Annotated in this window: 25 protein-coding genes; 13 read left to right on the forward strand and 12 right to left on the reverse strand. The window is 64.3% G+C overall.

What is annotated here, in order from left to right:
- Window positions 1-9 precede the first annotated feature (9 nt).
- The 6 genes from IG197_RS16110 to IG197_RS16135 all read left to right on the forward strand — a co-directional run bounded on the left by IG197_RS16110 (window position 10) and on the right by IG197_RS16135 (window position 5902).
- A complete protein-coding gene (locus IG197_RS16110) occupies window positions 10-273 on the forward strand; it encodes a hypothetical protein (protein ID WP_192313300.1) in 264 nt (87 codons plus the stop codon).
- 30 nt (window positions 274-303) lie between these two features.
- On the forward strand, window positions 304-2106 hold the full coding sequence (locus IG197_RS16115; RefSeq protein ID WP_192313303.1) for an NAD(P)/FAD-dependent oxidoreductase: 1803 nt from the start codon (window positions 304-306) through the stop codon (window positions 2104-2106).
- A gap of 137 nt (window positions 2107-2243) precedes the next feature.
- Complete coding sequence (locus IG197_RS16120; protein WP_154387015.1) at window positions 2244-3209, forward strand: helix-turn-helix domain-containing protein; 966 nt, start codon at window positions 2244-2246, stop codon at window positions 3207-3209.
- An 88-nt stretch (window positions 3210-3297) separates the two neighbouring features.
- Window positions 3298-3702: a GFA family protein gene (locus IG197_RS16125; protein WP_192313305.1), complete on the forward strand. Its 405-nt coding sequence runs from the start codon at window positions 3298-3300 to the stop codon at window positions 3700-3702.
- A gap of 172 nt (window positions 3703-3874) precedes the next feature.
- On the forward strand, window positions 3875-5392 hold the full coding sequence (gene adh, locus IG197_RS16130) for an aldehyde dehydrogenase (protein WP_192313308.1): 1518 nt from the start codon (window positions 3875-3877) through the stop codon (window positions 5390-5392).
- Between the two features lie 153 nt (window positions 5393-5545).
- The gene (locus tag IG197_RS16135) at window positions 5546-5902 is read left to right on the forward strand and encodes a DUF779 domain-containing protein (RefSeq protein WP_192313312.1); all 357 of its coding nucleotides are present in this window, start codon (window positions 5546-5548) and stop codon (window positions 5900-5902) included.
- 204 nt (window positions 5903-6106) lie between these two features.
- On the opposite strand, the gene IG197_RS16140 is transcribed toward IG197_RS16135, so the two are convergent.
- The 10 genes from IG197_RS16140 to IG197_RS16185 form a co-directional block, all read right to left on the reverse strand.
- Window positions 6107-7597 (reverse strand): sulfatase, encoded by a 1491-nt coding sequence (locus tag IG197_RS16140; RefSeq protein ID WP_154387013.1) that lies wholly within the window; start codon window positions 7595-7597, stop codon window positions 6107-6109.
- Window positions 7598-7666: 69 nt separating this feature from the next.
- Complete coding sequence (locus IG197_RS16145) at window positions 7667-8641, reverse strand: aliphatic sulfonate ABC transporter substrate-binding protein (RefSeq protein WP_371746551.1); 975 nt, start codon at window positions 8639-8641, stop codon at window positions 7667-7669.
- Window positions 8642-8672: 31 nt separating this feature from the next.
- The gene (locus IG197_RS16150) at window positions 8673-9470 is read right to left on the reverse strand and encodes an ABC transporter ATP-binding protein (protein ID WP_192313315.1); all 798 of its coding nucleotides are present in this window, start codon (window positions 9468-9470) and stop codon (window positions 8673-8675) included.
- Window positions 9467-10168, reverse strand: a complete 702-nt coding sequence (locus IG197_RS16155; RefSeq protein ID WP_371746552.1) for an ABC transporter permease — start codon at window positions 10166-10168, stop codon at window positions 9467-9469. Before IG197_RS16155 ends, IG197_RS16150 begins: the two co-directional genes overlap by 4 nt.
- A 104-nt stretch (window positions 10169-10272) precedes the next feature.
- The gene (locus tag IG197_RS16160; RefSeq protein ID WP_192313321.1) at window positions 10273-11400 is read right to left on the reverse strand and encodes an ROK family transcriptional regulator; all 1128 of its coding nucleotides are present in this window, start codon (window positions 11398-11400) and stop codon (window positions 10273-10275) included.
- Between the two features lie 181 nt (window positions 11401-11581).
- Entirely contained in the window at window positions 11582-12385 is an 804-nt protein-coding gene (locus tag IG197_RS16165) for a sulfite exporter TauE/SafE family protein (protein WP_192313324.1), read from the reverse strand.
- A 98-nt stretch (window positions 12386-12483) separates the two neighbouring features.
- Window positions 12484-13428 (reverse strand): sugar ABC transporter substrate-binding protein, encoded by a 945-nt coding sequence (locus IG197_RS16170; protein ID WP_192313327.1) that lies wholly within the window; start codon window positions 13426-13428, stop codon window positions 12484-12486.
- Between the two features lie 303 nt (window positions 13429-13731).
- Window positions 13732-14382 (reverse strand): GntR family transcriptional regulator, encoded by a 651-nt coding sequence (locus IG197_RS16175; RefSeq protein ID WP_067965975.1) that lies wholly within the window; start codon window positions 14380-14382, stop codon window positions 13732-13734.
- Between the two features lie 81 nt (window positions 14383-14463).
- A complete protein-coding gene (locus IG197_RS16180) occupies window positions 14464-15399 on the reverse strand; it encodes a 2-hydroxyacid dehydrogenase (RefSeq protein ID WP_192313330.1) in 936 nt (311 codons plus the stop codon).
- A gap of 100 nt (window positions 15400-15499) precedes the next feature.
- Window positions 15500-15904, reverse strand: coding sequence for a VOC family protein (locus tag IG197_RS16185; RefSeq protein ID WP_067956254.1), 405 nt, complete (start codon window positions 15902-15904; stop codon window positions 15500-15502).
- Between the two features lie 194 nt (window positions 15905-16098).
- Between IG197_RS16185 and IG197_RS16190 the strand changes: the two genes are divergently transcribed.
- The 3 genes from IG197_RS16190 to IG197_RS16200 are packed head-to-tail and all read left to right on the forward strand — an operon-like array spanning window position 16099 to window position 18376.
- Window positions 16099-17055 (forward strand): alpha/beta hydrolase, encoded by a 957-nt coding sequence (locus IG197_RS16190; RefSeq protein WP_067956255.1) that lies wholly within the window; start codon window positions 16099-16101, stop codon window positions 17053-17055.
- A 5-nt stretch (window positions 17056-17060) separates the two neighbouring features.
- Complete coding sequence (locus IG197_RS16195; RefSeq protein WP_192313334.1) at window positions 17061-17975, forward strand: dihydrodipicolinate synthase family protein; 915 nt, start codon at window positions 17061-17063, stop codon at window positions 17973-17975.
- Window positions 17972-18376, forward strand: a complete 405-nt coding sequence (locus IG197_RS16200; protein WP_067956258.1) for a RidA family protein — start codon at window positions 17972-17974, stop codon at window positions 18374-18376. Before IG197_RS16195 ends, IG197_RS16200 begins: the two co-directional genes overlap by 4 nt.
- Before the next feature lie 104 nt (window positions 18377-18480).
- Here IG197_RS16200 and IG197_RS16205 read toward each other — a convergent pair whose 3' ends face one another.
- Window positions 18481-19080 carry a malonic semialdehyde reductase gene (locus tag IG197_RS16205; protein ID WP_192313335.1) on the reverse strand — a complete coding sequence of 200 codons (600 nt, stop codon included), beginning with the start codon at window positions 19078-19080 and terminating at the stop codon, window positions 18481-18483.
- An 11-nt stretch (window positions 19081-19091) separates the two neighbouring features.
- The gene (locus IG197_RS16210; protein WP_192313337.1) at window positions 19092-19901 is read right to left on the reverse strand and encodes a glutathione S-transferase family protein; all 810 of its coding nucleotides are present in this window, start codon (window positions 19899-19901) and stop codon (window positions 19092-19094) included.
- A 130-nt stretch (window positions 19902-20031) separates the two neighbouring features.
- Between IG197_RS16210 and IG197_RS16215 the strand changes: the two genes are divergently transcribed.
- From IG197_RS16215 to IG197_RS16230, 4 genes are all read left to right on the forward strand, one after another.
- Window positions 20032-20943 (forward strand): fumarylacetoacetate hydrolase family protein, encoded by a 912-nt coding sequence (locus IG197_RS16215; protein ID WP_246765162.1) that lies wholly within the window; start codon window positions 20032-20034, stop codon window positions 20941-20943.
- Between the two features lie 47 nt (window positions 20944-20990).
- Window positions 20991-21983 (forward strand): ABC transporter substrate-binding protein, encoded by a 993-nt coding sequence (locus tag IG197_RS16220; protein ID WP_210283868.1) that lies wholly within the window; start codon window positions 20991-20993, stop codon window positions 21981-21983.
- A gap of 28 nt (window positions 21984-22011) precedes the next feature.
- Window positions 22012-22554: a VOC family protein gene (locus tag IG197_RS16225; RefSeq protein ID WP_208993677.1), complete on the forward strand. Its 543-nt coding sequence runs from the start codon at window positions 22012-22014 to the stop codon at window positions 22552-22554.
- Window positions 22555-22707: 153 nt separating this feature from the next.
- On the forward strand, window positions 22708-23472 hold the full coding sequence (locus IG197_RS16230) for an ABC transporter permease (RefSeq protein WP_154387005.1): 765 nt from the start codon (window positions 22708-22710) through the stop codon (window positions 23470-23472).
- Window position 23473 lies beyond the last annotated feature (1 nt).

The raw sequence follows: 23473 nt of genomic DNA on the forward strand, positions 1-23473 counted from the left end.
TGTTGCAGCTTGCCGCTGCAACAGCTGTGGCATGCGGCAGGCGCGGTGCAACAGGCCGCGCCTGCGTTTCCCTGGGAAATCAAGTCTTTTCCCGGCGCCGGCGACTTGGCACGGCGCTTGCTGTCCATGGATCGACTGGAATCGGAGGAAGCCATGTCGAACAGCCAGGGCCGCGACGGCCTGCTGAAAGCTGCGGAACAGCCGGAGACGAGAATCCGTCTCGCCGGCCGGACCGCCCGGGAAAGCGCGAGACCGCGCGCACTCGTCATTTGAACAATCATCGGCAATTCGGAGGAAAACAACATGCTCGACGACAGCCCGCAGACCAAGATCGACAACATTCTCGCCAAGCTGGAAAAAGCGCTTGCCGGCGGCGACATCGAAGCGGCGGTGAACCTGTTCCAGGCAGACTGTTACTGGCGTGACCTGGTGACGTTTACCTGGAACCTCAAGACCATGGAGGGCCACGACCAGATCCGCGACATGTTGAAGAGCCAGCTGGCATCGATCAAGCCGGGGCGCTTCCGCCAGGACGAAAAGGAGCTTGCCAGCCAGAATGACGGCATCACCGACGGCTGGTTCGAGTTCGAGACTGCAGTGGCGCGCGGCTATGGCCACGTCAGGCTCAAGAACGGTCTCATCTGGACGCTGCTGACGACGATGAGCGAGCTGAAGGGTCACGAAGAGCCCAAGGGCCTGCTGCGTCCGATGGGTGCCGAACATGGCAGCGACGCCGGCCGCCGGACGTGGAAGGAAAAGCGCGAGGCGGAGGCCGCAGAGCTCGGCTTCTCCGAGCAGCCTTATGTCGTCATCATTGGCGGCGGCCAGGGCGGCATCGCGCTGGGCGCCCGACTGCGGCAGCTCGGCGTGCCCACCATCATCGTCGAACGCAACGAGCGGCCGGGCGACAGCTGGCGCAAGCGCTACAAGTCGCTCTGCCTGCACGATCCGGTCTGGTACGATCACCTGCCCTACATTCCGTTCCCCGAGAACTGGCCGGTCTTTGCGCCGAAGGACAAGATCGGCGACTGGCTGGAGATGTACACCAAGGTGATGGAGCTCAACTACTGGAGCTCGACCAGTTGCAAGTCCGCCAGCTATGACGAGGCCACGCGCGAGTGGACGGTCGTGGTCGAGCGCGACGGACGGGAGATCGTGCTGAAGCCGAAGCAGCTGGTGCTGGCGACGGGGATGTCGGGCAAGGCGAATGTTCCCAAGTTCAAGGGGCAGGACGTCTTCAAGGGCGAGCAGCAGCATTCCTCCCAGCATCCGGGGCCCGATGCCTACCGGGGCAAGAAGGTTGTCGTTGTCGGCTCCAACAACTCGGCGCACGACATCTGCGCGGCCCTCTGGGAGGGTGGCGCCGACGTCACCATGCTGCAGCGGTCCTCGACCCACATCGTCAAGTCGGACTCGCTGATGGAGATCGGGCTCGGCGATCTCTATTCCGAGCGCGCGGTCGCTGCCGGCATGACGACACGTAAGGCGGACCTGGTCTTCGCCTCGTTGCCCTATCGTATCATGCACGAGTTCCAGGTGCCGATTTACAACAAGATCCGCGAGAAGGACGCCGCCTTCTACGAGCGGCTGGAGAAGGCCGGCTTCATGCTCGACTTCGGAGACGACGAGTCCGGCCTGTTCATGAAGTACCTCCGGCGCGGCTCCGGCTACTACATCGACGTCGGCGCCTGCGAGCTGGTTGCCGATGGCCGGATCAAGCTGGTCAGCGGTGTCGGCGTCGAGAAGCTGACGGAGACCTCGATCGTGCTCGAAGACGGGCGCGAGCTGGAAGCCGACCTCATCGTCTATGCCACCGGCTATGGCTCGATGAACGGCTGGGCCGCCGACCTGATCAGCCAGGACGTCGCCGACAAGGTCGGCAAGTGCTGGGGACTTGGCTCGAGCACGACCAAGGATCCCGGTCCGTGGGAAGGCGAACAGCGCAACATGTGGAAGCCGACCCGGCAGGACGCGCTGTGGTTCCATGGCGGCAACCTGCACCAGTCCAGGCATTATTCGCAGTATCTGTCGCTGCAGCTCAAGGCGCGCAAGGAAGGGATCGCAACCGACGTCTACGGGTTGCAGGAGGTCCATCACAAGTCCTGATGTCAAACCACGCGGCCGGCGGGCGTTGGCTCCGCCGGCCGGCATCCGCATACGTCTAAGGGCTACTTGACCCGATTTCGGAAGCAGGCAACGACTATGCGGTACGGGAAGAGGTGCAGACGCCGCCGGAGGAGAGGATGAGAGGCACCGCAGTCACCGAGCATGCCGACAAGGTGCAGGCTGCCCTGAAGTCGAGCGAGGCCGCGCGTTCGGCACTGGTCGCGTCCTGGCAGCGATCGTCGCATCACCATCTCGATCCGACCCATCGCAGCCCGCCCAAACGCTTGACCGAATCCGAGCTCGTGTTCGCCCGGCAGCGCATCGAGCCGCTCATCGCGGTCGCCCAGGCCAGCCTCGACAGGCTCTACCTCGCCGTCGGCGGGGTCGGCTGCTGCGTGCTCCTGGCGGATCGCGACGGCGTGCCGGTCGAGCGCCGCGGTGCGCTGGCCGATGACGAGACCTTCCATGACTGGGGACTGTGGACCGGCACGGTGTGGAGCGAGGAGAGCGAGGGCACCAATGGCATTGGTACCTGCCTTGTCGAGCAGCGACCGCTGACAATCCATCGCGGCCAGCATTTTCTGACGCGCAACACGGCTTTGTCCTGTACGACCACGCCGATCTTCGACCACGAAGGCAAGCTGGCCGCGGCGCTCGACGTCTCGTCCTGCCGTGCCGACCTGACCGAGGGCTTTGTCAACCTCATCGCGCTGGCGGTGGGGGACGCCGCCCGGCGCATCGAAGCCGACAATTTCCGGCTCGCCTTCCCCGATGCCCGCATCATGCTGGCGCCGGTGGCCGAACGCAGCGCCGGCGCCCTGCTTGCCATCGATGCCGACGATCTCGTCATCGGCGCGACGCGCAGCGCCAGGCTGGCGCTCGGGCTGACCGCCGAAAGCTTTGCCAAACCCATGCCGGCAGCCGACCTGCTGGGCGGCAGCGTGGTGGCGGAGCGAGAATTGCGCGAGGCCGAGCGGGCCGTGCTGCAGCGCGCGCTGGCCCGCGCCGGCGGCAATGTCGCGCTTGCCGCGCGTATGCTCGGCATCAGCCGCGCGACCTTGCATCGCAAGATGAACCGGCTCGATCTCCACCGCGCCACCTGACGAAATCAACGGATGCTGACAAGTCTCCTGACATCAAGATGGCAGGAGCCGGGTGGTATGTTGCGGCCAGTTCATCGAGGAGGACGTCGTGATCAAGACTTACCGGGGCAGCTGTCATTGCGGCAAGGTGCATTTCGAGGCTGACATGGATCTCGCGGCAGGGACTGCGCGCTGCAACTGTTCGATCTGCTCCAAGCGGCGCTCGTGGAACGCGCTGGTCAAGCCGGCACAGTTTCGCCTGCTGTCGGGCGAGGACGCCATGACCGACTACGGCTTCGGCGCCATGCAGGGGCATCATCTGTTCTGTTCGACCTGCGGCTGCGCGCCGTTCAGCCAAGGTCATGTCGAGGCGATCGGCGGCGACTTCGTCGCCATCCAGATCGGATGTCTCGACGACGTCGATCCGAACGAGCTTGCAGCGGCGCCCGTCAACTATGGCAATGGCCGCGACAATAGGTGGTGGGAACCGCCTGCGATCACCTCCTACATCTGAGGTCCCGGCACCGCTTTTCGGCCGGCTGCCAGTGCGTTTGGCAGATGTGTCGCAGAACTGCGACACATCGCGACGGGCCCCGCTTGCAGCCCGGCTGACAACTGTCGAAGTCCCGGCAAGTCTGCCTCCCGACGCGCCGCATGCCGCGGCGCTGCTTCTCGGGAGGAAGAGCATGAACAAGGTGGAATTCTCGCGTACCGCCAAGGTGCCGTTTGCCAAGCGTTATGACAACTATATCGGCGGTGCCTGGGTAGCGCCGAAGGCCGGCCGCTATTTCGAAAACATCTCGCCTGTCACAGGCCGGCCGCTCGGCGAGGTTGCCCGCTCCGATGCGGCCGACATCGAGGCGGCACTCGACGCCGCCCACAAGGCCAAGGACGCCTGGGGCAAGACAGCACCTGCGACCCGCGCGCTGATCCTCAATCGCATCGCCGATCGTATGGAGGAAAACCTCGACCTTCTGGCGCTGGCCGAGACCTGGGACAATGGCAAGCCGATCCGCGAGACGACCGCCGCCGACGTGCCGCTTGCCATCGACCATTTCCGCTACTTCGCCGGCGCGCTGCGCGGCCAGGAAGGGAGCCTGTCGCAGATCGACGACGACACTGTCGCCTATCATTTCCACGAGCCGCTCGGCGTCGTCGGCCAGATCATTCCGTGGAACTTCCCACTGCTGATGGCCTGCTGGAAGCTGGCACCGGCGCTCGCTGCCGGCAACTGCGTGGTGCTGAAGCCGGCTGAGCAGACGCCCGCCACCATCATGCTGTGGGCCGACCTGATCGGCGACCTGTTGCCCGAGGGCGTGCTGAACATCGTCAACGGCTTCGGCCTCGAGGCCGGCAAACCGCTGGCGTCGAGCCCGCGCATCGCCAAGATCGCCTTCACCGGGGAAACGACGACCGGCCGGCTGATCATGCAATATGCCTCGCAGAACCTGATCCCGGTGACGCTCGAACTTGGCGGCAAGTCGCCCAACATCTTCTTCCAGGACGTGACAGCGGAAGACGACGACTTCTTCGACAAGGCGATCGAAGGCTTCGTCATGTTCGCGCTCAACCAGGGCGAGGTCTGCACCTGCCCGAGCCGCGCGCTGGTGCATGAGAAGATCTACGACAGATTCATGGAGCGGGCGCTGAAGCGCGTCGAGGCGATCGTCCAGGGCGACCCGCTCGACCCGGCGACGATGATCGGCGCCCAGGCTTCGTCGGAGCAGCTGGAGAAGATCCTGTCCTACATGGACATCGGCCGCCAGGAAGGCGCCGAGCTGCTGGCCGGCGGTGAACGCGCCAACCTGCCGGGCGACCTTGCCGGCGGCTATTACGTCAAGCCGACCGTGTTCAGGGGCCACAACAAGATGCGCATCTTCCAGGAGGAGATTTTCGGGCCGGTTGTCTCGGTCACCACCTTCAAGGACGATGATGACGCGCTGTCGATTGCCAACGATACGCTCTATGGCCTCGGCGCCGGAATCTGGAGCCGCGACGCCAACCGGCTCTACCGCTTCGGCCGCGCCATTCAGGCCGGCCGCGTCTGGACCAACTGCTACCACGCCTATCCGGCGCACGCTGCCTTCGGCGGTTACAAGCAGTCGGGCATCGGCCGCGAGACGCACAAGATGATGCTCGACCACTACCAGCAGACCAAGAACATGCTGGTCAGCTACAGCCCGAAGAAGCTCGGGTTTTTCTGAGCCTCTTCCTTCTCCCCGCTTGCGGGGAGAAGGTGCCCGAAAGGGGCGGATGAGGGGCGGCTCGAACCAGCAATGTCTGCGCTGCCCCTCACCTGCCTGCCGGCATCCTCTCCCCGTGAACGGGGAGAGGAAAGCTAACCCGGAACTCCGCCCATGCCCTCGCATCCTCCCCTCGACAAGGTCTCCGCCACGGTCGAAGCAGTCGCCCTGCTCGACGAGATCATCGCCGACCATGGGCCGGTGCTGTTCCACCAGTCCGGCGGCTGTTGCGACGGCTCGTCGCCGATGTGCTATCCGCGCTCCGACTTCATCGTCGGCGACAACGACGTGCGGCTGGGCACCATCGGCGAAACGCCTGTCTACATCAGCGCCTCCCAATACGAGGCCTGGAAACACACCGACCTGATCATCGACGTCGTGCCGGGGCGCGGCGGCATGTTCTCGCTCGACAACGGCCGCGACAAGCGTTTTCTGACGCGCTCGACGGTGTGCGCCCGACCGGCCTGCTAGCGCTCAGCCAGCTCATCGCATAGTGCCTGGTGCGCCGCAGAAGACAGCCGGACAAGCCGTCGCGGAAACGGACCGATTTGCCCGGCGGGGTCCGTGCCGTCGTTAGCGAGGTTCCGCTTTTCTTCGAACCGCGGAACCTTTCTATCTTCCTGCTTTTGCGCAATTCCGGACGGAAAACCGCTGCACACTTTTCCTGGAATTGCGCTAGCGCGTCGTTGCCGTCCGCGCCTTCGGGCCGGGATGGCGCTCTTCCAGCTTGTCCGCGTGATGGGCGCGGCCGGTGGCCCTCAGGCGTTCGAGATAGGCCGGCAACTCGCCCTTGCAGTGATAGGGACCGCCCTCGCGCAGGACGGTTACCAGCGGGTCGACGTCGGTCTCGCTGCGGGCAAGCGTGGCCGAACGCCAGTCCTCCAGGAGCTTGCTCGCATGGGCGACGATGTCGGGCCGCTCGACGGCGAGGTCGTGCTGCTCGTGCGGGTCGTAGGTCAGGTTGTAGAGCTCGATCGGTTCGAGGTCCTTGTAGCCGTCGTGGTAGGTGCGCAGCATCAGCCAGTCGGCATCCTCGCTGCGGAAACGCACGCCACGCTGCACCGCCCATGCGCCCTGCGACAGCACCAGAAAGTCGCGGCCACCCTGTTCACCCGCTGCCAGAGCAGGCGCGAAGGACTTGCCGTCCCAGACCTCGGGCACCTTGCCGCCGAGCTTGTCGATCAGGGTCGCGGCCCAGTCGAAGTGATAGTGCAGGCCCTCGTTGACGCCGCGCATGTCGGCGACACCGGGCCAGCGCATGACCAGCGGCACGTTGCAGGTGTATTCGTCCGCGGTCTGGTGGTCGGCCCAGACGTTGAGTTCACCCATGTTCTCGCCATGGTCGGCACCGATGACGATGATGGTGTCGTCGAACAGGCCGAGGTCCTTCAGCGTGGCGACCAGCATGCCGACATGGTCGTCAGCATATCTGACGCCGGTGTCGTAGCCGTCGAACCAGGCCTTGGCCTTTGCGAGGTCATCGATGGGGACGGGCATGCGAGGGTAGCCGGAGGGATCGGCGTCATAGCCGCGCGGCTCCATCGGGCTGTGTGGGCCATAGCCTTTCATCTGCTCGGCAAGGACCTCGCGCGTCATCCATGACGGGATCGGATCGTCCCTGAACGGGTCGCCGAAGCTTTCAGGTACGCGGTAGGGCGTGTGCGGATCCCAGACATTGACATGCAGGAACCATTTCCTGGACTTGCCGTTGCGGCGCAGCCAGTCGACGGCTACCGGGACGACGTCGTCGGCATTCTCCATGCCACCCTGGCCGGGATTGAACATCTCGTTGAAGCCGGCATACCAATGCCAGCAGCCATGGCGCTCGCCGAAGGACGAGATCGTGGCGGTGTGATAGCCGAGGTCGCGCAGCGCCTTCATCCAGCCTTCCTCGTAGAAGGTGCCGGCCCAGGCACGCTCAGCACCCTCCCGAAAAGGTTCGCAGGCGGTGCCGCCATGACCGACGACGCCCGTCCGCAACCCGTGCCGGCCACTCCAGAGAGCGGTGCGCGACGGGTGGCAGGGCACGTCGGAGACATAGACGTTCTCGAAGCGGATGCCGTCTGCCGCCAGAGCGTCGATCGCAGGCGAGGTGTTGCGGTGGTAGCCGTAGCAGCCGAGATGGTCGCGGCGGAGACTGTCGATGTCGATGTAGAGAACGTTCATGGGGTCACGCTTGGATGGGAGAGGTCGGGAAAGGCCCCGCCGCCAAAGCGGCGAGGCAAGCAGGCTCGATCAGCCGGCGTAGAGATCGCCGAGATAGTAGTCCTTCGGATCGAGCGGGTCCTTCAGCTTGCCGAAAGCGACAAACTGTTCGTTGAGGCCCTTGAGCCAGCCGGCGACGGTGCCGTCCTTGGTGGCGGCGGCAAGTTCGGCACTGGTCAGGTACTTGCCGTTCTTGCTCTCGGTTACCAGCGGGTCTGCCGGAACGCCGAGGAATTTGGCGGTGATATCGACCGAGCGCGGAACGTCGGCGGCACGGAAGTCGTTGGCGTCCTTGAGCACGGCGATCATCTTCCTGACCGTGTCCTGATCTTCGGCTGCAACCTCGTTACGGGCGACGAAGGCCGAGGGGAAGGAATTGGCGGGGAAGAAATCGGCGCTCTGGGCGACCTCGACCAGGTCGGGCACGGTCTTCTTGATGACGCCGACGAGCGGGTACCAGATGCCGGCACCGTCGATCTGCTTGGAGGCGAAGGCCGAGACCACGGTGCTCGGGTCCATCTTGACCACCTCGACGTCGGAGAGCTGCATGCCTGCCTTGGCGAGCGCGAGGCGCAGCAGCATGTCGCCGGATGTGCCCTCGGGCACGCCGACCTTCTTGCCCTTGAGGTCGGCCATCGAGTTGAAACCGGCCTGGGCGATGACGCGATCGGACAGGCCAAGCGCGTTCATGGCGACGATCTTGGCTTTGCCAGAGGCGGGCAGCCACAAGGCGCCGGGACCGACATAACCGAAGTCGAGGCTGCCGGCGCCGAGCGCCTGGACCTGGATAGGACCGTTGGTGAACACCTTGAGTTCCGGTTCGAGGCCATGTTTGGCCCACAGGCCCTGGTCGCTGGCAACGGCTGTCAGGCTGGTGCCGAAATAGTCGGCGATGTAGCCGACGCGCACCGGCTTGGCCTGTGCGCGGGCCGGACTGCCGAGCGACAACACTGCGGGTGCGGCCAGCGCGCTTCCGGTTGCGGCGAGAAAGCCGCGCCTGGTCAGTTTGATCTTCATTGTAGTCCTCCCTTTGGTGTCAGGCCTCGACCTGCGGCTTCTGGTGGTAGACCGCGTGCCAGACCTGGTTGCGTATCTCGGTGAATTCCTTGGACAGGCGCACATCCTCGTTGCGCTCGGCCGGCAGGTTGACCGGTATGATCTTGTGCAGGCGCCCGGGCCGGGCGGCCATGACGATGACGCGGTTGGCGAGATAGACCGCCTCGTCGACGTCATGGGTGATGAAGAAGACGGTGCGGCGCTCGCGGCTCCAGGTGTCGAGCAACTGGTCCTGCATGTGCACCCGGGTCAGCGCGTCGAGCGCGCCGAACGGCTCGTCCATCAAAAGCATCGTCGGGTCGACGGCATAGGCGCGGGCAATCGCGCAGCGCTGCTTCATGCCGCCCGACAGAGTCTTGGGCAGCGCGTCGGCGAAATCGCGGAGCCCGACCAGCCCGATGAAATGGTCGGAGATGCGGCGCCGCTCCGACGCCGGCAGGCCCTTGATGCGCAGTCCGAACTCGACGTTCTGGCGCACCGTCAGCCACGGGAACAGGGCGTATTGCTGGAAGATGACGCCCCGTTCCGGCCCCGGGCCGCTGACCGGCCTGCCGTCGACGAGAACCTTGCCGTCGGAGACGTCCATCAGGCCGGCGGCGATGTTCATCGCCGTCGACTTGCCGCAGCCGGACGGGCCGACGACGGTGACGAACTCGCCGTCGGCGATGTCGAGGTTGAGCCGGTCAAGCGCCAGGAACGACTTGTCGCCTTCGCCGAAGCGGCGGCTGACATTTTGGAAGGAAAGTTTGGGCTGGAAGGAAAGCTTGGGCTGGCTCATTGGGCGCGCTCCTGCCAACTGGTGAGGCGGCGTTCGGTCGCCTGAAGCAGGCGATCCATCAGCAGGCCGAGCACGCCGATGGTGATCAGGCTGACGAAGATGGTCGGCAGGTCGTAATAGAGCTGGGCCTGCTGCATCCGGAAGCCGAGGCCCGACTGCGCCGCGATCAGCTCGGCCGCGACGACAGTTGCCCAGGCCGATCCCAGGCCGATGCGGACGCCGACGAGGATGAAGGGGGTCGACGCCGGGATGACGACCCGCGGGAATATGACCCTGTCGCTGGCACCGAGCACGCGGGCTGCGTTGATCAAAGTGCGGTCGACGCTGATGACTCCCTGATAGGTGGCGACGACGCAGGACAGGAACGAGGCAAGGAAGATGACGAAGATCTTGGGGGCCTCGTCGATGCCCATGGTGACGATGGCGAGCGGGATAACCGCCAGCGGCGGGATCATGCGGAAGAACTGGACATAAGGTTCGATCAGCGCGCGGGCGATCTTGTACCAGCCCATCAGGAAGCCGACCGGGATGGCGAGTGCTGCGCCGAGCAGGAAGCCTGTGAGCACGCGCTTAAGGCTGGAGAAGATGTCGAGCGCGAGCTGGCCGTTGGCGGCGAGTTCGATGGCGCGGACGAACACTTCCTGCGGCCCGGGCAGGACAACCAGCTTGGCTGCCGTGATCGCCCACCAGATGGCCAGGCCGACGAGGAAGGCGAGGGCGTTGAGAGCGAGGCCGGGGAGGTGTGGTCCGACGCGCGAAAGAAGCGTGCCAGTGGAGGCCGCGGCGGTCGACGAGGCGGCGCTCAATGGAGTGCTCCCGAATAGAAGAACTGGTCAAGTGCAACGGCCGCGCCGCCGATGGCGCCGGACTGCGCTCCGAACGTGGCGCGGCGGATGCTCAATATGTCGCGCATATGCGGCATGATGCGGAGCGGCAGGTCCCGTTCCAGCCGCTCGAACAGCGATTGCGGCGCGTCGCCGAGATGACCGCCGAAGACGATCAGGTCGGGGCTCAATATGTTGACGGCGCTGGCGAGCGCGGTGGTGAGGTGGCGAACGACGACGTCCCAGGCGGCGGTGTTCTGCTCGACCCTGGCGAGCAGGTTGTCGGGCGCCGCGCCCTTGAGGCCGGCAGCGTCCATCAAAGCGCGCTCGCAGACGAAGGTTTCGAGGCAGCCGACATTGCCGCAGGCACAGCGCTTGCCCTCGGCCACGATCTGGATGTGGCCGAGTTCGACCGCACCATGGCCGCCCGGCCTGAACGGCGCGCCATCGACCATCAACCCGGCGCCAAGGCCGGTGCGCAGGTAGATGTAGAGCAGGGCCGGCACATTCTTGCCGATGCCGTAGTGGCTTTCGGCCAGAGCCATGGCGCTGACATTGTGTTCGACCGTCGTCGGCAGTCGAAGCGCATCTTCGAGCTTGTCGGCGAGCGGCACGTTGCGCCAGCCGACATTGATCGAGGCGAGCGCCGTGCGGCGCGCCGGATCGACCGGGCCGGGCACGCCGATGCCGACGCCAAGCAGTCTGCTGGTCTCGACCTGCACTTCGGCGGCAAGCTCGGTGACAGTCTTCGACACCTGACCGACGATCTCGTCGGGATCGGCAGCCTCGGTGTCGAAGGCAAAGGCGGCGGTGGCCTTGGGGCGGGCGAGGAGATCGGTGATCGCCACCTGCACATTGCCGGCGCCGATATGGACGCCGGCGACGCTGCGGGCGTCGGGCGCCAGCTTCACCGCCTGGGCGGGGCGGCCGACCACGCCGTTGGGCAGGCTGGTGTCGCCTTCGAGGATCGAGCCATCACGCAGCAGGGCAGCCGTGACATGGGTCAGCGTCGTCGCCGACAGCTTCGACCGGCGCGACAGGTCGGCCCGCGACTGCGGTCCTTCATCCCTGAGGATGCGCAAGATATGGCCGTGATGAACACCCATCCGGTTCCTCCCATATTATTTTCTAAACTTTAGAAATTAATATGGGAGGAGTCAACAGGTTCGGTTGGCGGACCAAAGGATCGACATCCGAACCGACGAACGGCCAGAGTGTCCCGGCTGGCGAATGAGATCGGCGCGCTCCCCTGTTCGATAACGAGCCCGAAGCGGTGCCGTGCTCCCGCTATGCCAGCAGCGACCAGGCGAACTGGGCCGAGACGGCGAGCAGGAAGACGCCGAAGGACACTTCGAGCGCGCGCTTGGAGGCAGCATGGGCCATACGCGCGCCAAGGGGGGCAGTGACGAGCGATATCGGCATGATCAGCGCCACGGCAAGCATGTTGACGTAGCCGAGCGAGAATTCGGGCAGGTCGGTCTTGTGCCAGCCGGCGACGATCAGACCAATGACTGCGGGGATGGAAATAAGCACGCCGACGCCGGACGAGGTCGCCACCGCGCGCTTGATCGGCTGGTTGTAGAGCATCATGAAGGTGTTGTTCATGATGCCGCCGCCGATGCCCATCAGCGTCGAGAGGAAGCCGATCAACAGGCCGTAGAGTGAACGCACCGGCTGGCCGGGCAGGTCCTGGGCGACGATCCAGCCCGGCTTGTTGATCAGCATCTTGACGCCGACCATGGTGGCGATCGCGGTGAATATCCACTTCAGGCTGGCGCCGGAAATGACGGCTGCGACCGCCGAGGCGAGAATGGCGCCGACAGGCAATACGATTGCCCAGCTTTTGAGCAGCGGCATGTCGACCGCGCCATGCTTGCGGTGGGCCATGAAGGAGCGGATCGAGGTCGGCACGACGATGCCGAGCGAGGTCGCCACCGCCAGATGCATGCGGATGCTTTCATCGACGTCGAGCATGGCAAGCGCCTGCACCAGGACGGGGACGAGGATGGCGCCGCCGCCGATGCCGAACAGTCCGGCCAGAAGGCCGGCCACGGCGCCGGAGAGGACGAGGGCAATTGCAAGGGTCAACATCGCTTGATTTCTCTGGGCTGGTAAAGACGAGGGGAACCCGGGCTGGCCGGATTCCCCTTTGCTGATGTGTCAGGCTGAAGTGCCGCCGGACGTTGCGCTTACGGCTGGTAGTCGGCCGGGGCGATGATCTTGGAGAAGTCGTAGCCGGCGACCTTCTCCTTGGTGACGAGCAGGGCCGGCGCTTCGATGCGGCCGAGCACCTTGCCGCCTTCGATCGCGGCGATCGCCTCGCGGGCGGCGTCGCGGCCCATGGCCACCGCCGGCTGCAGCGAGGCGCAGGTCAGCTTGCCATTTTCGAGGGCAGTGCGTGCCTCATCGTTGAGGTTGGAGGTCGAGACCTTGATCTTCTCGACGGAGGCGCCGAGCTGGTTGATCGACTCGACGGCCATGGTGTCGGCGGCGGTGAAAATGCCGTGCATCTCGGGATGGGCCTTGGCCCATTCGACCGCGGCGACACCCGCATCCTTGGTGCCGCCGGCCTTTTCGGCGACGATCTTGATGTCGGGGAAGTCGGCTTCCATGGTGTTCTTGAAGCCGGTGACGCGCAGCTTGGCCCAGATCTCGTCCGGACCGGCGAACAGGCCGACCTCACCCTTGCCGCCGATGGCGCGGCCGAGGCAGATGCCCTGCAGGCGGCCCATGCCGATGTTGTCGGCGCCGACGAATGAGGTCAGGCGGTCGGACTTTGGCGGCACCGACAGTGCGATAACAGGGATGCCCTTGTCGATGGCTTCCTCGACCGCCGGGCCGACGGCTGCGGCGTCGGCGGCGCCAATGATGATGGCGTCGACCTTCTTGTCGATGTAGCTGCGGATCTGCTCGATCTGGACCTCGGCCTTGTCCTTGGCGTCGCCCTTCAGCACCGTGTAGCCCTTTTCCTTTCCGGCGGTCTCGACGCCGTAGAGCCCGGCCTTCCAGAACGGCGAGCCGAAATAGGGGACCGTGACGCCGATCGTCTTCTCGGCCGCCATGGCCGGTGCCGACAGCATGCCTGTTGCCGCCATCGCCAGAGCCAAAGTCAAATACCGTGCATTCTTGCCCATGATTTCTCCTCCAGAATTCGGGTCTTGAATATCGCCGTTGCTCGATGTGCCGGCGGCTACAGGTACCTTGTAGTATGCAATGCGATTATCATGTATGCATAGATGAGTTTGAGAATGCAAATGATTTGATATGCACATCCGCATTCTTGTATACCTGCTTGCGCAAAAGCGTGCGGCTGCGCCGGCAGGCAAGGCGTGAGTTGGCGGGAACGCAGGGTGTTGCTCGGTCAACCCAAGGCGAGCGCAAGTGGCCCGGCCAGTGGCCAGGCAAGGTCAACTTCGGTGTCGGGATGATGCCTTGGGCTACTTGGCCGCTTCGGCGGCGAAGCGGCTCATGACGCCGGCGCTGAGGCGGGCGTTGTGCTGGTAAAGGGCGGCGAAGGCAGCCGGACCGTCATTGGCGCGGATCGCGTCGACGACCTTCTGGTGCTCGTCGAGCGACTGCTGCAGTCGGATGTCGGCGGGACCGGCCTGGTGCTGGCGGAAAGGGGCGAGGCGCACGCGCAGGTCGACCGCCATCGCGGTGATGGTGACGCTGTGGGCGCCACGGCAGATGGCATCATGGAACTTGCGGTTGATGTCGCGGCAGCCCTCGATGTCCTTTTCGGCGGCGCAGGCCGCGTATTGGCGGTGCAGTTCATAAAGCTGCTCGCGCTCGAGCGCGCTCATGCGCTGCGCGGCGAGGCGGGCGCACAGGGCCTCGATCTCGCATTCGGCCTCCAGCATGTCGGCCATCTGTTCGGTGTCGATGCGGGCGACGACGCCGCCGCGGCGCGGATTCATCTCGATCAGGCCGCGGGCGCCGAGTTCGCGCAGGGCGTCACGCACCGGCGTTCTGGAGACGCCGAACTTCTCGGCGATGACCTTTTCTTCGAGCTTCTGGCCAGGAACCATCACGCCCTTGGCGATTTCCTCGGCGAGGGCCTGGTAGATCTGCGAGGCGATGGTGGTCATGCGTTCGGCTTTCCGGTTTTCACGGCAAATGGCGATCTGCCGCGAGGCAAATCCCAAATCGATTTAGTGACAGCCCGAGATTTATGCAAGCTGGGCTTTGAGTATACCGCCGTTGCGATGCGCGGCGAGGTTGTGGAGAAAGACGTTGATCTGTGCGTTTTCCGCCGCCGGTGAGCGTCCGGCCATGTGCGGTGTCAGCACGGCATTGTCGAGGTCGGCGAGGCCGGCGGGCAGCTCAGGCTCGCCTTCGAAGACGTCGAGGCCGGCGCCGGCAATTCGGCTTTCACGGAGGGCTTCGACCAGTGCCGCAGTGTCGACAACCATGCCGCGCGAGACATTGACCAGGAACCCGCCCGGCCCGAGTGCCGCAAGCATGCGGCGGTCGACGAGATGTCGCGTTGACGGCCCGCCGGGGCAGGCGATGACGAGGAAATCACTCATCGATGCAAGCACGATCGGGTCGAGCACGTGCTGCCAGTCGACGTCGGTTACTGGATTGCGGGTGGTGTAGGCGACGCGCATGCCGAAGGCTTCGCCGCGCTTTGCCACGCTTTGGCCGATGTTGCCGAGGCCGATGATGCCGAGGGTTGCGCCCGACAGCGTCGGCCGGGCCGAGCGGATCGCGCCCCAGGCACCCTCTCGCAGGCGGCGGTCGCGCCGGCAGATGTCGCGCGAGATCGCCAGCATCAGCGCGAGCGCGTGGTCAGCGACAGTCTCCGTGTTGGTGTTCGGCGCGTGGGTGACGTGGATGCCGCGGCGCCTTGCGGCCTCGACGTCGACATTCTCGTAGCCCGCGCCATAGGCGGAAACCAGCTTTAGGTCCGGCAGTCTGGCCATCTCGCCGTCGGACATGCCGGTGCTGCCGTTGGTGAGCACCGCCCAGACGCCGCTGAAATCGATCTCCGGTGATCCGCTGCCCAGTCCTGCGGGCAGCGTGATCACGTCGTAGGATTGGGACAGTCGCGACAGGCAGGTGTCGGATACGGGGATCGTCACCGCGATCTTGGACTTGGCCATCTCGATTGCTCCATTCCGTTCTTGCCGCCGCCCAAGCCGGCGGCTGTGACATGGCCCGATGCCGGGGGTGCTAGTTGCTCCGGCATTGGTTCGGGCTAGGTCAGGCGGCGTTGACGTTCTTGACCGCGCCCTTCCAGCCGTTCTCGGTGACGTCGAAAACGATGCCTTCGGGGGTCTTGTACTTCACTTCGTAGAAGACGTTCGGGTTCGATTCCTTGCGGCCGTTCATGTACGAACCGCCGGCAGCCTTCACCAGTTCGTCGGTCTCCTCGACCGAATCCACCCACATGCCGAAGTGGATGATGCCGTTGTAGTCCTTCTCGGTCTCGAAGCCCGGAACCGGCTCTTCGCCGAAGTTCAAAAGGGCGACGTTCATGACGCCGTCGGACATGTAGACGCCGCGCATCGCCTGGCCGGCGCGGGTCATGCCGAAGGCCTTCTCGAAGAACTGGGCGGCCGCTTCCGGGTCGGACACGGCGATGGCGAGATGGCGCAACTTGGCCATTGGTTTTCCTTTCACAGGGTTTGACGGCGAGGCGGCAGCCGCCCCGCAACACAGGCTATCATCTGTGTATGCAAATACTAATCTGTGTATGCAAATATGTTGTCAAGTGTGAAATTGACTGCTATCCAGCGACAAAAGAGGGGAGTGGGTACACCTGCTTGAGGGCCCCTCTGCGAGGAGCAGGGACAGCGGAAATGCGATTTGCGGGACTTTCGCCTGATGAGCGGGCGCGACTGGATGCCATAGGCAGGGTCTGGAACGACGATCTCGGCGCGAGCCGTAAGGTGGTGCTCGACGTCTATCGCGACCATCACCAGGAAAAGGCCGCCAATGACGGCATCGTCGTCCACCGCGACCTGGCCTATGGCGCCGATCCCGCCCATCGTCTCGACGTCTTCGAAAGCAGCAGCCGTTGCGCGTCCGGGCGCGGCCGGCCGGTCGTCGTCTTTGTCCATGGCGGCGCGTTTACGCGCGGCTCGAAAAGCGTGGACGGCCTGATCTACGACAATGTGCTGCGCTGGTTCAGCCGCCAGGGCCTCGTCGGCGTCAATGTCGAGTACCGGCTGGCGCCCGGCGCGCAGTACCCGGAAGGCGCGCGCGACGTGGCGGCGGCGATCGACTGGATCGCCGCAAACATCGAGCGTTTCGGCGGCAATCCGCGCGCGATCCTGCTTGTTGGCCATTCCGCCGGTGGCTGCCATGTCGCCGGTTATCTCCACGACCCCAATGTCGGGCGGCTTCCGAGCCCCGACATCAGAGGGGCGGTGCTGATCAGCGCGCGGCTCAGGGCCGACAGCCTGCCCACCAATCCCAATGCCAACAACGTCCGCCAGTATTTCGGCGACGACGAGGCGGCCTACGACGCGCTGTCGCCGGTCATTCATGCGGGAACCAGTGCGCTGCCGGTGATGGTCGCCGTTGCCGAGTTCGAGAACCGCTACATCGACGCCTATGGCGCCGAGTTCGTCCAGCGGCATGCGATGCGCACCGGCAAGGCGCCGCGCTTCGTCCAGCTGAGCCGCCATAACCACACATCCATCGTCGCGCATTTCGATACGCACGAAGAGGAACTGGGACACGAGATCATGCGCTTCGCCATCGACGAATGCGGTCTCTTTCCCTGCGGATTGTCCTGTCAAAAGCGAAAGTGAGACCCATGACCCAGGAGCTTCTCTCCGTCTACGCCCCGGTTCTGACGCCGTTCAATCCGGACCTAACAGTCAATTCGCAGCATTTCCTCAGCCATTGCCGCTGGGTCGTCGAGCAGGGTGCCGGCCTTGCGATCTTCGGCACCAACAGCGAGGCAGCTTCGCTGTCGATTTCGGAAAAGCGTCGCCTGCTCGATGAGGTGGTTGCTGCTGGCATCCCTGCCTCGGCGCTGATGCCCGGCACCGGCAACAATTCGCTCGGGGAGACCGTTGAGCTGACACGCGCGGCGGTCGACGCGGGTGCGCCCGCCGTGCTGGTGCTGCCGCCGTTTTTCTTCAAGCCGGTAACGACCGAAGGGCTGATCCGCCACTATGGCCGCCTGATCGAAGCTGTCGGTTCGGACAAGCTGCAGGTGGTGCTCTATCACATCCCGCAATTCACCGGCGTGCCTGTTACCGTCGAACTGGTCGAGGGCCTGCGTCGCCGCTATCCCAACGTCGTCGGCATCAAGGACAGCTCGGGCGACCGCGAAAACCTGGCGCGTTATCTCGACGTCGGCGACGGCTTCAAGGTCTTCCCGGCTTCCGAGATTCTGCTCGGCGAGACGATGGCCAGGGGGTCGGTCGGCTGCATCTCGGCGACCGCCAACGTCAATGCCAAGGGCATGGTCGAGGCGGTGGTGAACACGCCAAAGATGGGCGTGACCGACGCCTTCGCCCAGGCTGTCACCGTGCGCACGCTGTTCCAGCAGTTCCCGATGATCCAGGCGATGAAGTCACTGATCGCGCGCGAACTCGGCTCCAACGATTGGCGCACCGTGCGCGCGCCGCTGGTCGAACTCGACGCGCAGGCCGAGCAGACGTTCTTCGCTGCGGTCGACCAGGCCGGCTTCTCGCCCTGGGCGCTGGAGAAGGCGGCGTGAGCACTGCTGCAGCCGACAGGCCGAAGCCGCTCGCCAACTATCCTTTCCTGCGTGAGGCGGGCGGCCTGCTGTTCCTGTCAGGCGTCAGCGCCCGGCAGAAGGACGGCACAATTGCAGGTGTCTCCAGGCAGGCGGGCGAAGCAATCTACGACGTGGCCGAGCAGTTCCGGGCGATCGTCACCAACATCACCGAGACGTTGCGCGCGGTCGACGGCACGCTCTCGGATCTGGTCGACGTCACGATCTTCCTCACCGACATGGCCTACTATCCAGCCATGAACTGCGAATACAACAAGTGGTTCGGGCCTGACGGCCCGGCCCGCACCACCGTCGGCGTCCGCCAGTTGCCGCACCCGGACATGGTGGTCGAGCTCAAGGTCGTGGCGCGCCGGCCGGACTGATTTTCAGGTAGACCTGTTTCAAGACTTTTTCAGACCGCCTGTTACCGCACCCATAGCCTGCCCCCGGCGCTTGCGTCGGGGGCTATTTTCTTTTCAGGCGCAGATCAAAGCACCGTGCAGGCTTCGTTGAAGGGCAGGCGCGGGTGGCGGGGAAACAGCTTGGCCGGATCGCCATGGCCGATGCCGCAGATGAAGTTTGAACGAATGGCCGTGCCGGCAAAGAAGATCTCGTCGGTGGCGGCACGGTTGAAGCCGGAGATCGGCCCGCAGTCGAGGCCGAGCGCACGCGCCGCCAGCATGTAATAGGCGGCCTGCAGCGTGGCGTTGCGGAAGGCTGTGTCGTCGACGAGATGCGGATTGCGCTCGAAATGGCCTTTGCCGTCGGTGTGCGGGAACAGAAACGGCATCTTCTCGGCAAAAGCGTAGTCGGTGGCGAAGATGGCGACGACCGGGCAGGTCATGATCTTGGAGACGTTGCCCGCAGCCAGCGCCGCCTTCAGCTTTTCGCGTGCCGCATCGGTCGCCAGGTAGACTATACGCAGCGGCGAGCAGTTCATGCTCGTCGGCCCCATCCTGGCGATGTCGTGGATTCGTTCGAGCAGCGCGAGATCGACCGGCCGGTCGAGCCAACCATTCTGGCTGCGGGCGTCGAAGAACAGGCGGTCTAGCAGGGTCTTGCCGTCGTCCGGTGTGTCGATCTTCATGGCGTGATCCATCAGAAGCGTTCCATTTCCAGTGTTGGAGCTTGCCCGTGCGCCTCGGCGATCAGCGTGGCCACGACAGCTGTGTTGACGAGCGGATCGGGGCGAGCGTTGTCCGGGCCCTGGGCCTCGGCGAATGACTTGAGGGCGCGGATTCGCGTCGCCCAGTCGGACGTTCTGGGAAAGGCGGCGAGCAAGGCGGGCATGGCCAGTCGGTCGAGCCTGTCGACGAAGGCGGCCATGGCCACGTCGGCGAGCGAAAAGCTGTCTGCTGCCAGCCAGTGTCTTTCAGCCAATGCTCGCTCCATCATGGCCATCACGTCGCGGAACGTCCTGATCGAGGTGACGACGGCCGCGTGATCGAAGGGCGCGTGCGCCGCGGCCAGATAGGCGTCGCGTCGTGCCGGCAGCGGATGTCGCGAGATCATTTCAGCGAATGCGGCAGGGGCGATTTTCGCTACACGCGCCTTGAGGATGAGATTGAAGGTCGGCGGGCGGATGGCCGGGTGCACCACCTCGTCTTCGAAGCGAGCCCAGCTTCGCGCGCGTGCGCGTTCTCCTATCGAAGATGGCAACAGCCTGCCGCCGGCAATATCGACGAGCAGCTCGTTGATGTCGGAGGATTCGACGAAGACCTCGCCGTTCCAGCGTAGCGCCGGCACCAGCCCTTTGGGGTGCACTGTGAGATAGGCCGGGGTGAGATTGTCGAAACGCGACAGGTCGATGCGGCGCGAGGTCCAGGGAAGGTCGAGCTCGGCCAGGCACATGCGGACCTTGAAGGACTGAACCGAACCCCATTCATGGAACAATTCGATTTCAGACATCGTTAGAAACTCGCTCTCCGTGCGCACCTCATGCTTGACATGCATACACAGATGATCAAATGTATGCAACAACGATAGCAGGCAACAAGGAAGGAGCCAGCCAGTGGTGTGGCACGCGCTAGGACAACGAGTGATCAGGGACGAAGTTCGGCCCGTATTGGTGACGGAGCAGGGCGTCTATGACCTCGCGCTGGTGGCACGCCTTACGGGTAAGGACGCCCAGGCCTGGGACAAGTGGATTTCAGGCGGCGTGGCGGGCATGCTCGACCGCTGGCTGGACGTGGCGCCGGCTTTGGCGGCTCTCGCCGAGAACGTTGCCGCTGCAGGTCCAAAATATGAGCCGCTGGGAACGGGAACGCAGCTTTGCGAGCCCTATCGCCCGATCCGCATTTTCGCCACTGCGTCCAACTATGTCGAGCATGCCCAGGAGATGGGCACGGTGCTGGCCGCCAAGTCGGAAAGCCAGCCCTATGTCTTCATGAAGGCGGATTCGAGCGTCATCGGTCCCGATGCGGCGGTGATCCTGCCGGAGCGGGCGCAGAAGGTCGATTGGGAGGTCGAGCTGGCGGCAGTCATAGGCATCGGCGGCCGCGACATTCCGGTCGAGAAGGCACTGGACCATGTCGCTGCCTATTCGGTCATCAACGACATCACCTCGCGCGATCTCACGCGCCGCTCCGATTTCCCCTTCAAATTCGACTGGTTCCGGGGCAAGAGCTTCGACACGTTCGCCCCGCTCGGTCCGTGGCTCGTGCCGGCCGCCTGCATCGGCGATCCGCAGAGCCTGCGCCTGACGCTGGACGTGAACGGAACGCGCAAGCAGGACGACAGTACCGGTTCGATGATTTTTTCCGTCGCCGAGCAGATCTCCTATCTGTCGTCGATCCTGACGCTTCGGCCGGGCGACCTGATCGCCACCGGCACGCCTGACGGCGTCGGCATGGGAACCGGCGAGTTCCTCAACTGCGGGGACATCGTCACGGCTGCCGTAGAGAAGGTCGGCGCCATAACAAATCCGATCCGGTCCATGCCGGTCGGGTAAGAAGCATCCAAAAAATCAGGCCCAACACTGAGGAGGACAGTATGGCAATGAGTTTCGGGAAAGCACTGCGCGGGCTCGCGCTGGCAGGTGCCGTTGCAAGCATGACGGCCGCCGCCTCGGCGGCCGAGAAGGTCGCATTCAACATGTCGTGGCTGCCGCAAGGCAGCGTCGGCGGCATCCTGGTCGCCAAGGCCAAGGGTTTCTATGACGAGGCTGGCCTCGACGTCACCGTCTACCAGGGTTATGGCGGCCAGCGCACCGTCAACGAGATCGACCAGGGCCTGTTCGACATCGGTTATGGCGATCCTGTCTCGGTCATTCTCAACCGCGCCAATGGCGGCAAGGCCGTTTTCGTCGGCTCGATCAACACGGTGTGGCCGGGCGCGCTCTGCTACCTGACCAAGGACGGCGAGGGCGAAAAGAAGCTCGCCGACTTCGCCGGCAAGTCGGTCGGCGGCGGCGCCACATCGCCGGTGCAGAACATCGTGCCGAGTTGGCTCGTCGACAATGGCCTGCCCAAGGATCACCTCAAGCTGCTACGCATGAACCCGGCCGTCATCACCTCGTCCTTCCTGGAAGGCAAGGTCGATCTCGCCGAGTGCTGGGAAGGCGCCAGCCTGCCGATCCTGACAGAGAATGCCGGCGAGAGTGGCAAGAAGATCGGCATGATCAAGTATCGCGACTTCGGTCTCGACATGTATGGCAGCGGCTTCGTCACCACCGAGCAGATGCTGGCCGAGAAGCCCGAGGTCGTCGACAAGTTCCTCGACGCTTCCTACCGTGGCTATGAGTTCCTCGCGCAGAACCCGGATGAATCCGCCGATCTGATCGTCAAGCAGTATCCGACGCTCGAAAAGAGCATCGTGCTGGAGCAGATCAAGCAGATCAACGCGCTTGTCCGCGATCCGAACGCAGAGAACAAGGAGCTGGGTTTCGTCCGTGCCGACCGCATGGAAAAGACCATGGGCTTCGTGCGTGAAGCTTTCGTCGTCGACGACAGCATCAAGACCGACGACCTCTACCGCAATATCAGCCGCTGAGGGCTGACTTCACTCCTGGATGAGGAACATGAAGAAGAAGATCAACGTCAGGAAGCTGGGCCACATGGTCCTGATGGTTCGTGACATCCACAAGTCCGTCGACTTCTACACCAATGTCGTCGGCCTGGAGGTCTCGGACTGGATCGAGGACAAGATGGTGTTCCTGCGTGCAGGCGCCGACCATCACGACCTCGCCTTGTCGCAAATTCCGGCCGACTCGCCGGATCGCGACGACCTGCCGAAGTATTCGAGGCCCGGCCTCGAGCACTTCTCCTACCTGGTCGACAGCCTCGAGGACATGGAGGCAGCGGCCGAGATGCTGCAGGAGCGCGGCGTGGAAATCGTCCGCGGCATCGGCAAGCATGGCCCGGGCGCCAACTGCTTCCTCGTGTTCAAGGATCCCGACGGCAACAACTGCGAGATCTATTGCGACATGATCCAGGTGACCGAAGACAACCCGCATGTCGCACAGGTCTGGGCGCGCAACATCGACGCCTTCGACCAGTGGCATTTCAAGCGCTTCCTTGTCCCGCCGCCCCACCAGGTGGTGAAGGACAAGCTGGGCGAGTAGGCCGAGGACCTGCAAGCCACCGAGACGAGGGGCGCCGGCCATGCTGGCGCCCTTGCTCAAAGAGCGCACCGGACAGACCGGATGCGACACACAGATTTGCCGGGGCTGCTGCCTGTGAGGCCCACCCCCGGACGCCTATCAGGAGGAGCCAATATGTCAGGCGTAAGTCCAAGACTTGTCGCATACGCGCAAGTCGTCTCGTTTTTCGGAGCGTTCCTGCTCTTCTGGGAATACGGCGTTCGCTATTTCGAAGTGAAAAGCTACATCCTGCCGCCGATCTCGGCGATCGCGGTGGCGATCTGGGAGTCACGCGACCAGATCTTCGAGCACTCCATGTACACGCTGGCCGAAGTGCTGATCGGCTTCATCGCCGCCGTCGTCGTCGGCATCATCATCGGCATGATCGTCTATGTCTCGCCTTTCGCCCAGCGCACCATCTATCCGCTGGTGACGGCGCTGCAGACGACTCCGAAAAGCGCGCTTGCGCCGCTGATGATCGTCTGGTTCGGCTACGGCTTCGTCTCCAAGGTGGCGATGGCCTTCCTGTTCGCCTTCTTCCCGATCGTCGTCGCCACGCTGGGCGGCTTTGCCGGCACGGCCAAGAACCTGGAAGAGCATTTCCGCGCCCTCAATGCCGGCCCGTGGACGACCTTCACGACGCTGCGCCTGCCGAGCGCGCTGCCGGCTTTCATCGATGGCTGTCGCGTGGCGATGCCGCTGGCGATGATCGGCGCCATCATCGGCGAGCTCGTCGGCTCCGATCGCGGCCTGGGCAACCTCATCATGCTGGGCACCGCCTCGTCGCGCACCGACCTCGTCTTCGGCTGCATCATCGTCATCACGCTGATCTCGCTGGTGCTCTATGCGGCCATCGAATTCGCGGCCAAGTCCGTCTGGTGGCGGGGTATCCAGGTATGAA

Source organism: Aminobacter sp. SR38 (genome assembly GCF_014843375.1).
GTDB classification, from domain to species: Bacteria; Pseudomonadota; Alphaproteobacteria; order Rhizobiales; family Rhizobiaceae; genus Aminobacter; species Aminobacter ciceronei.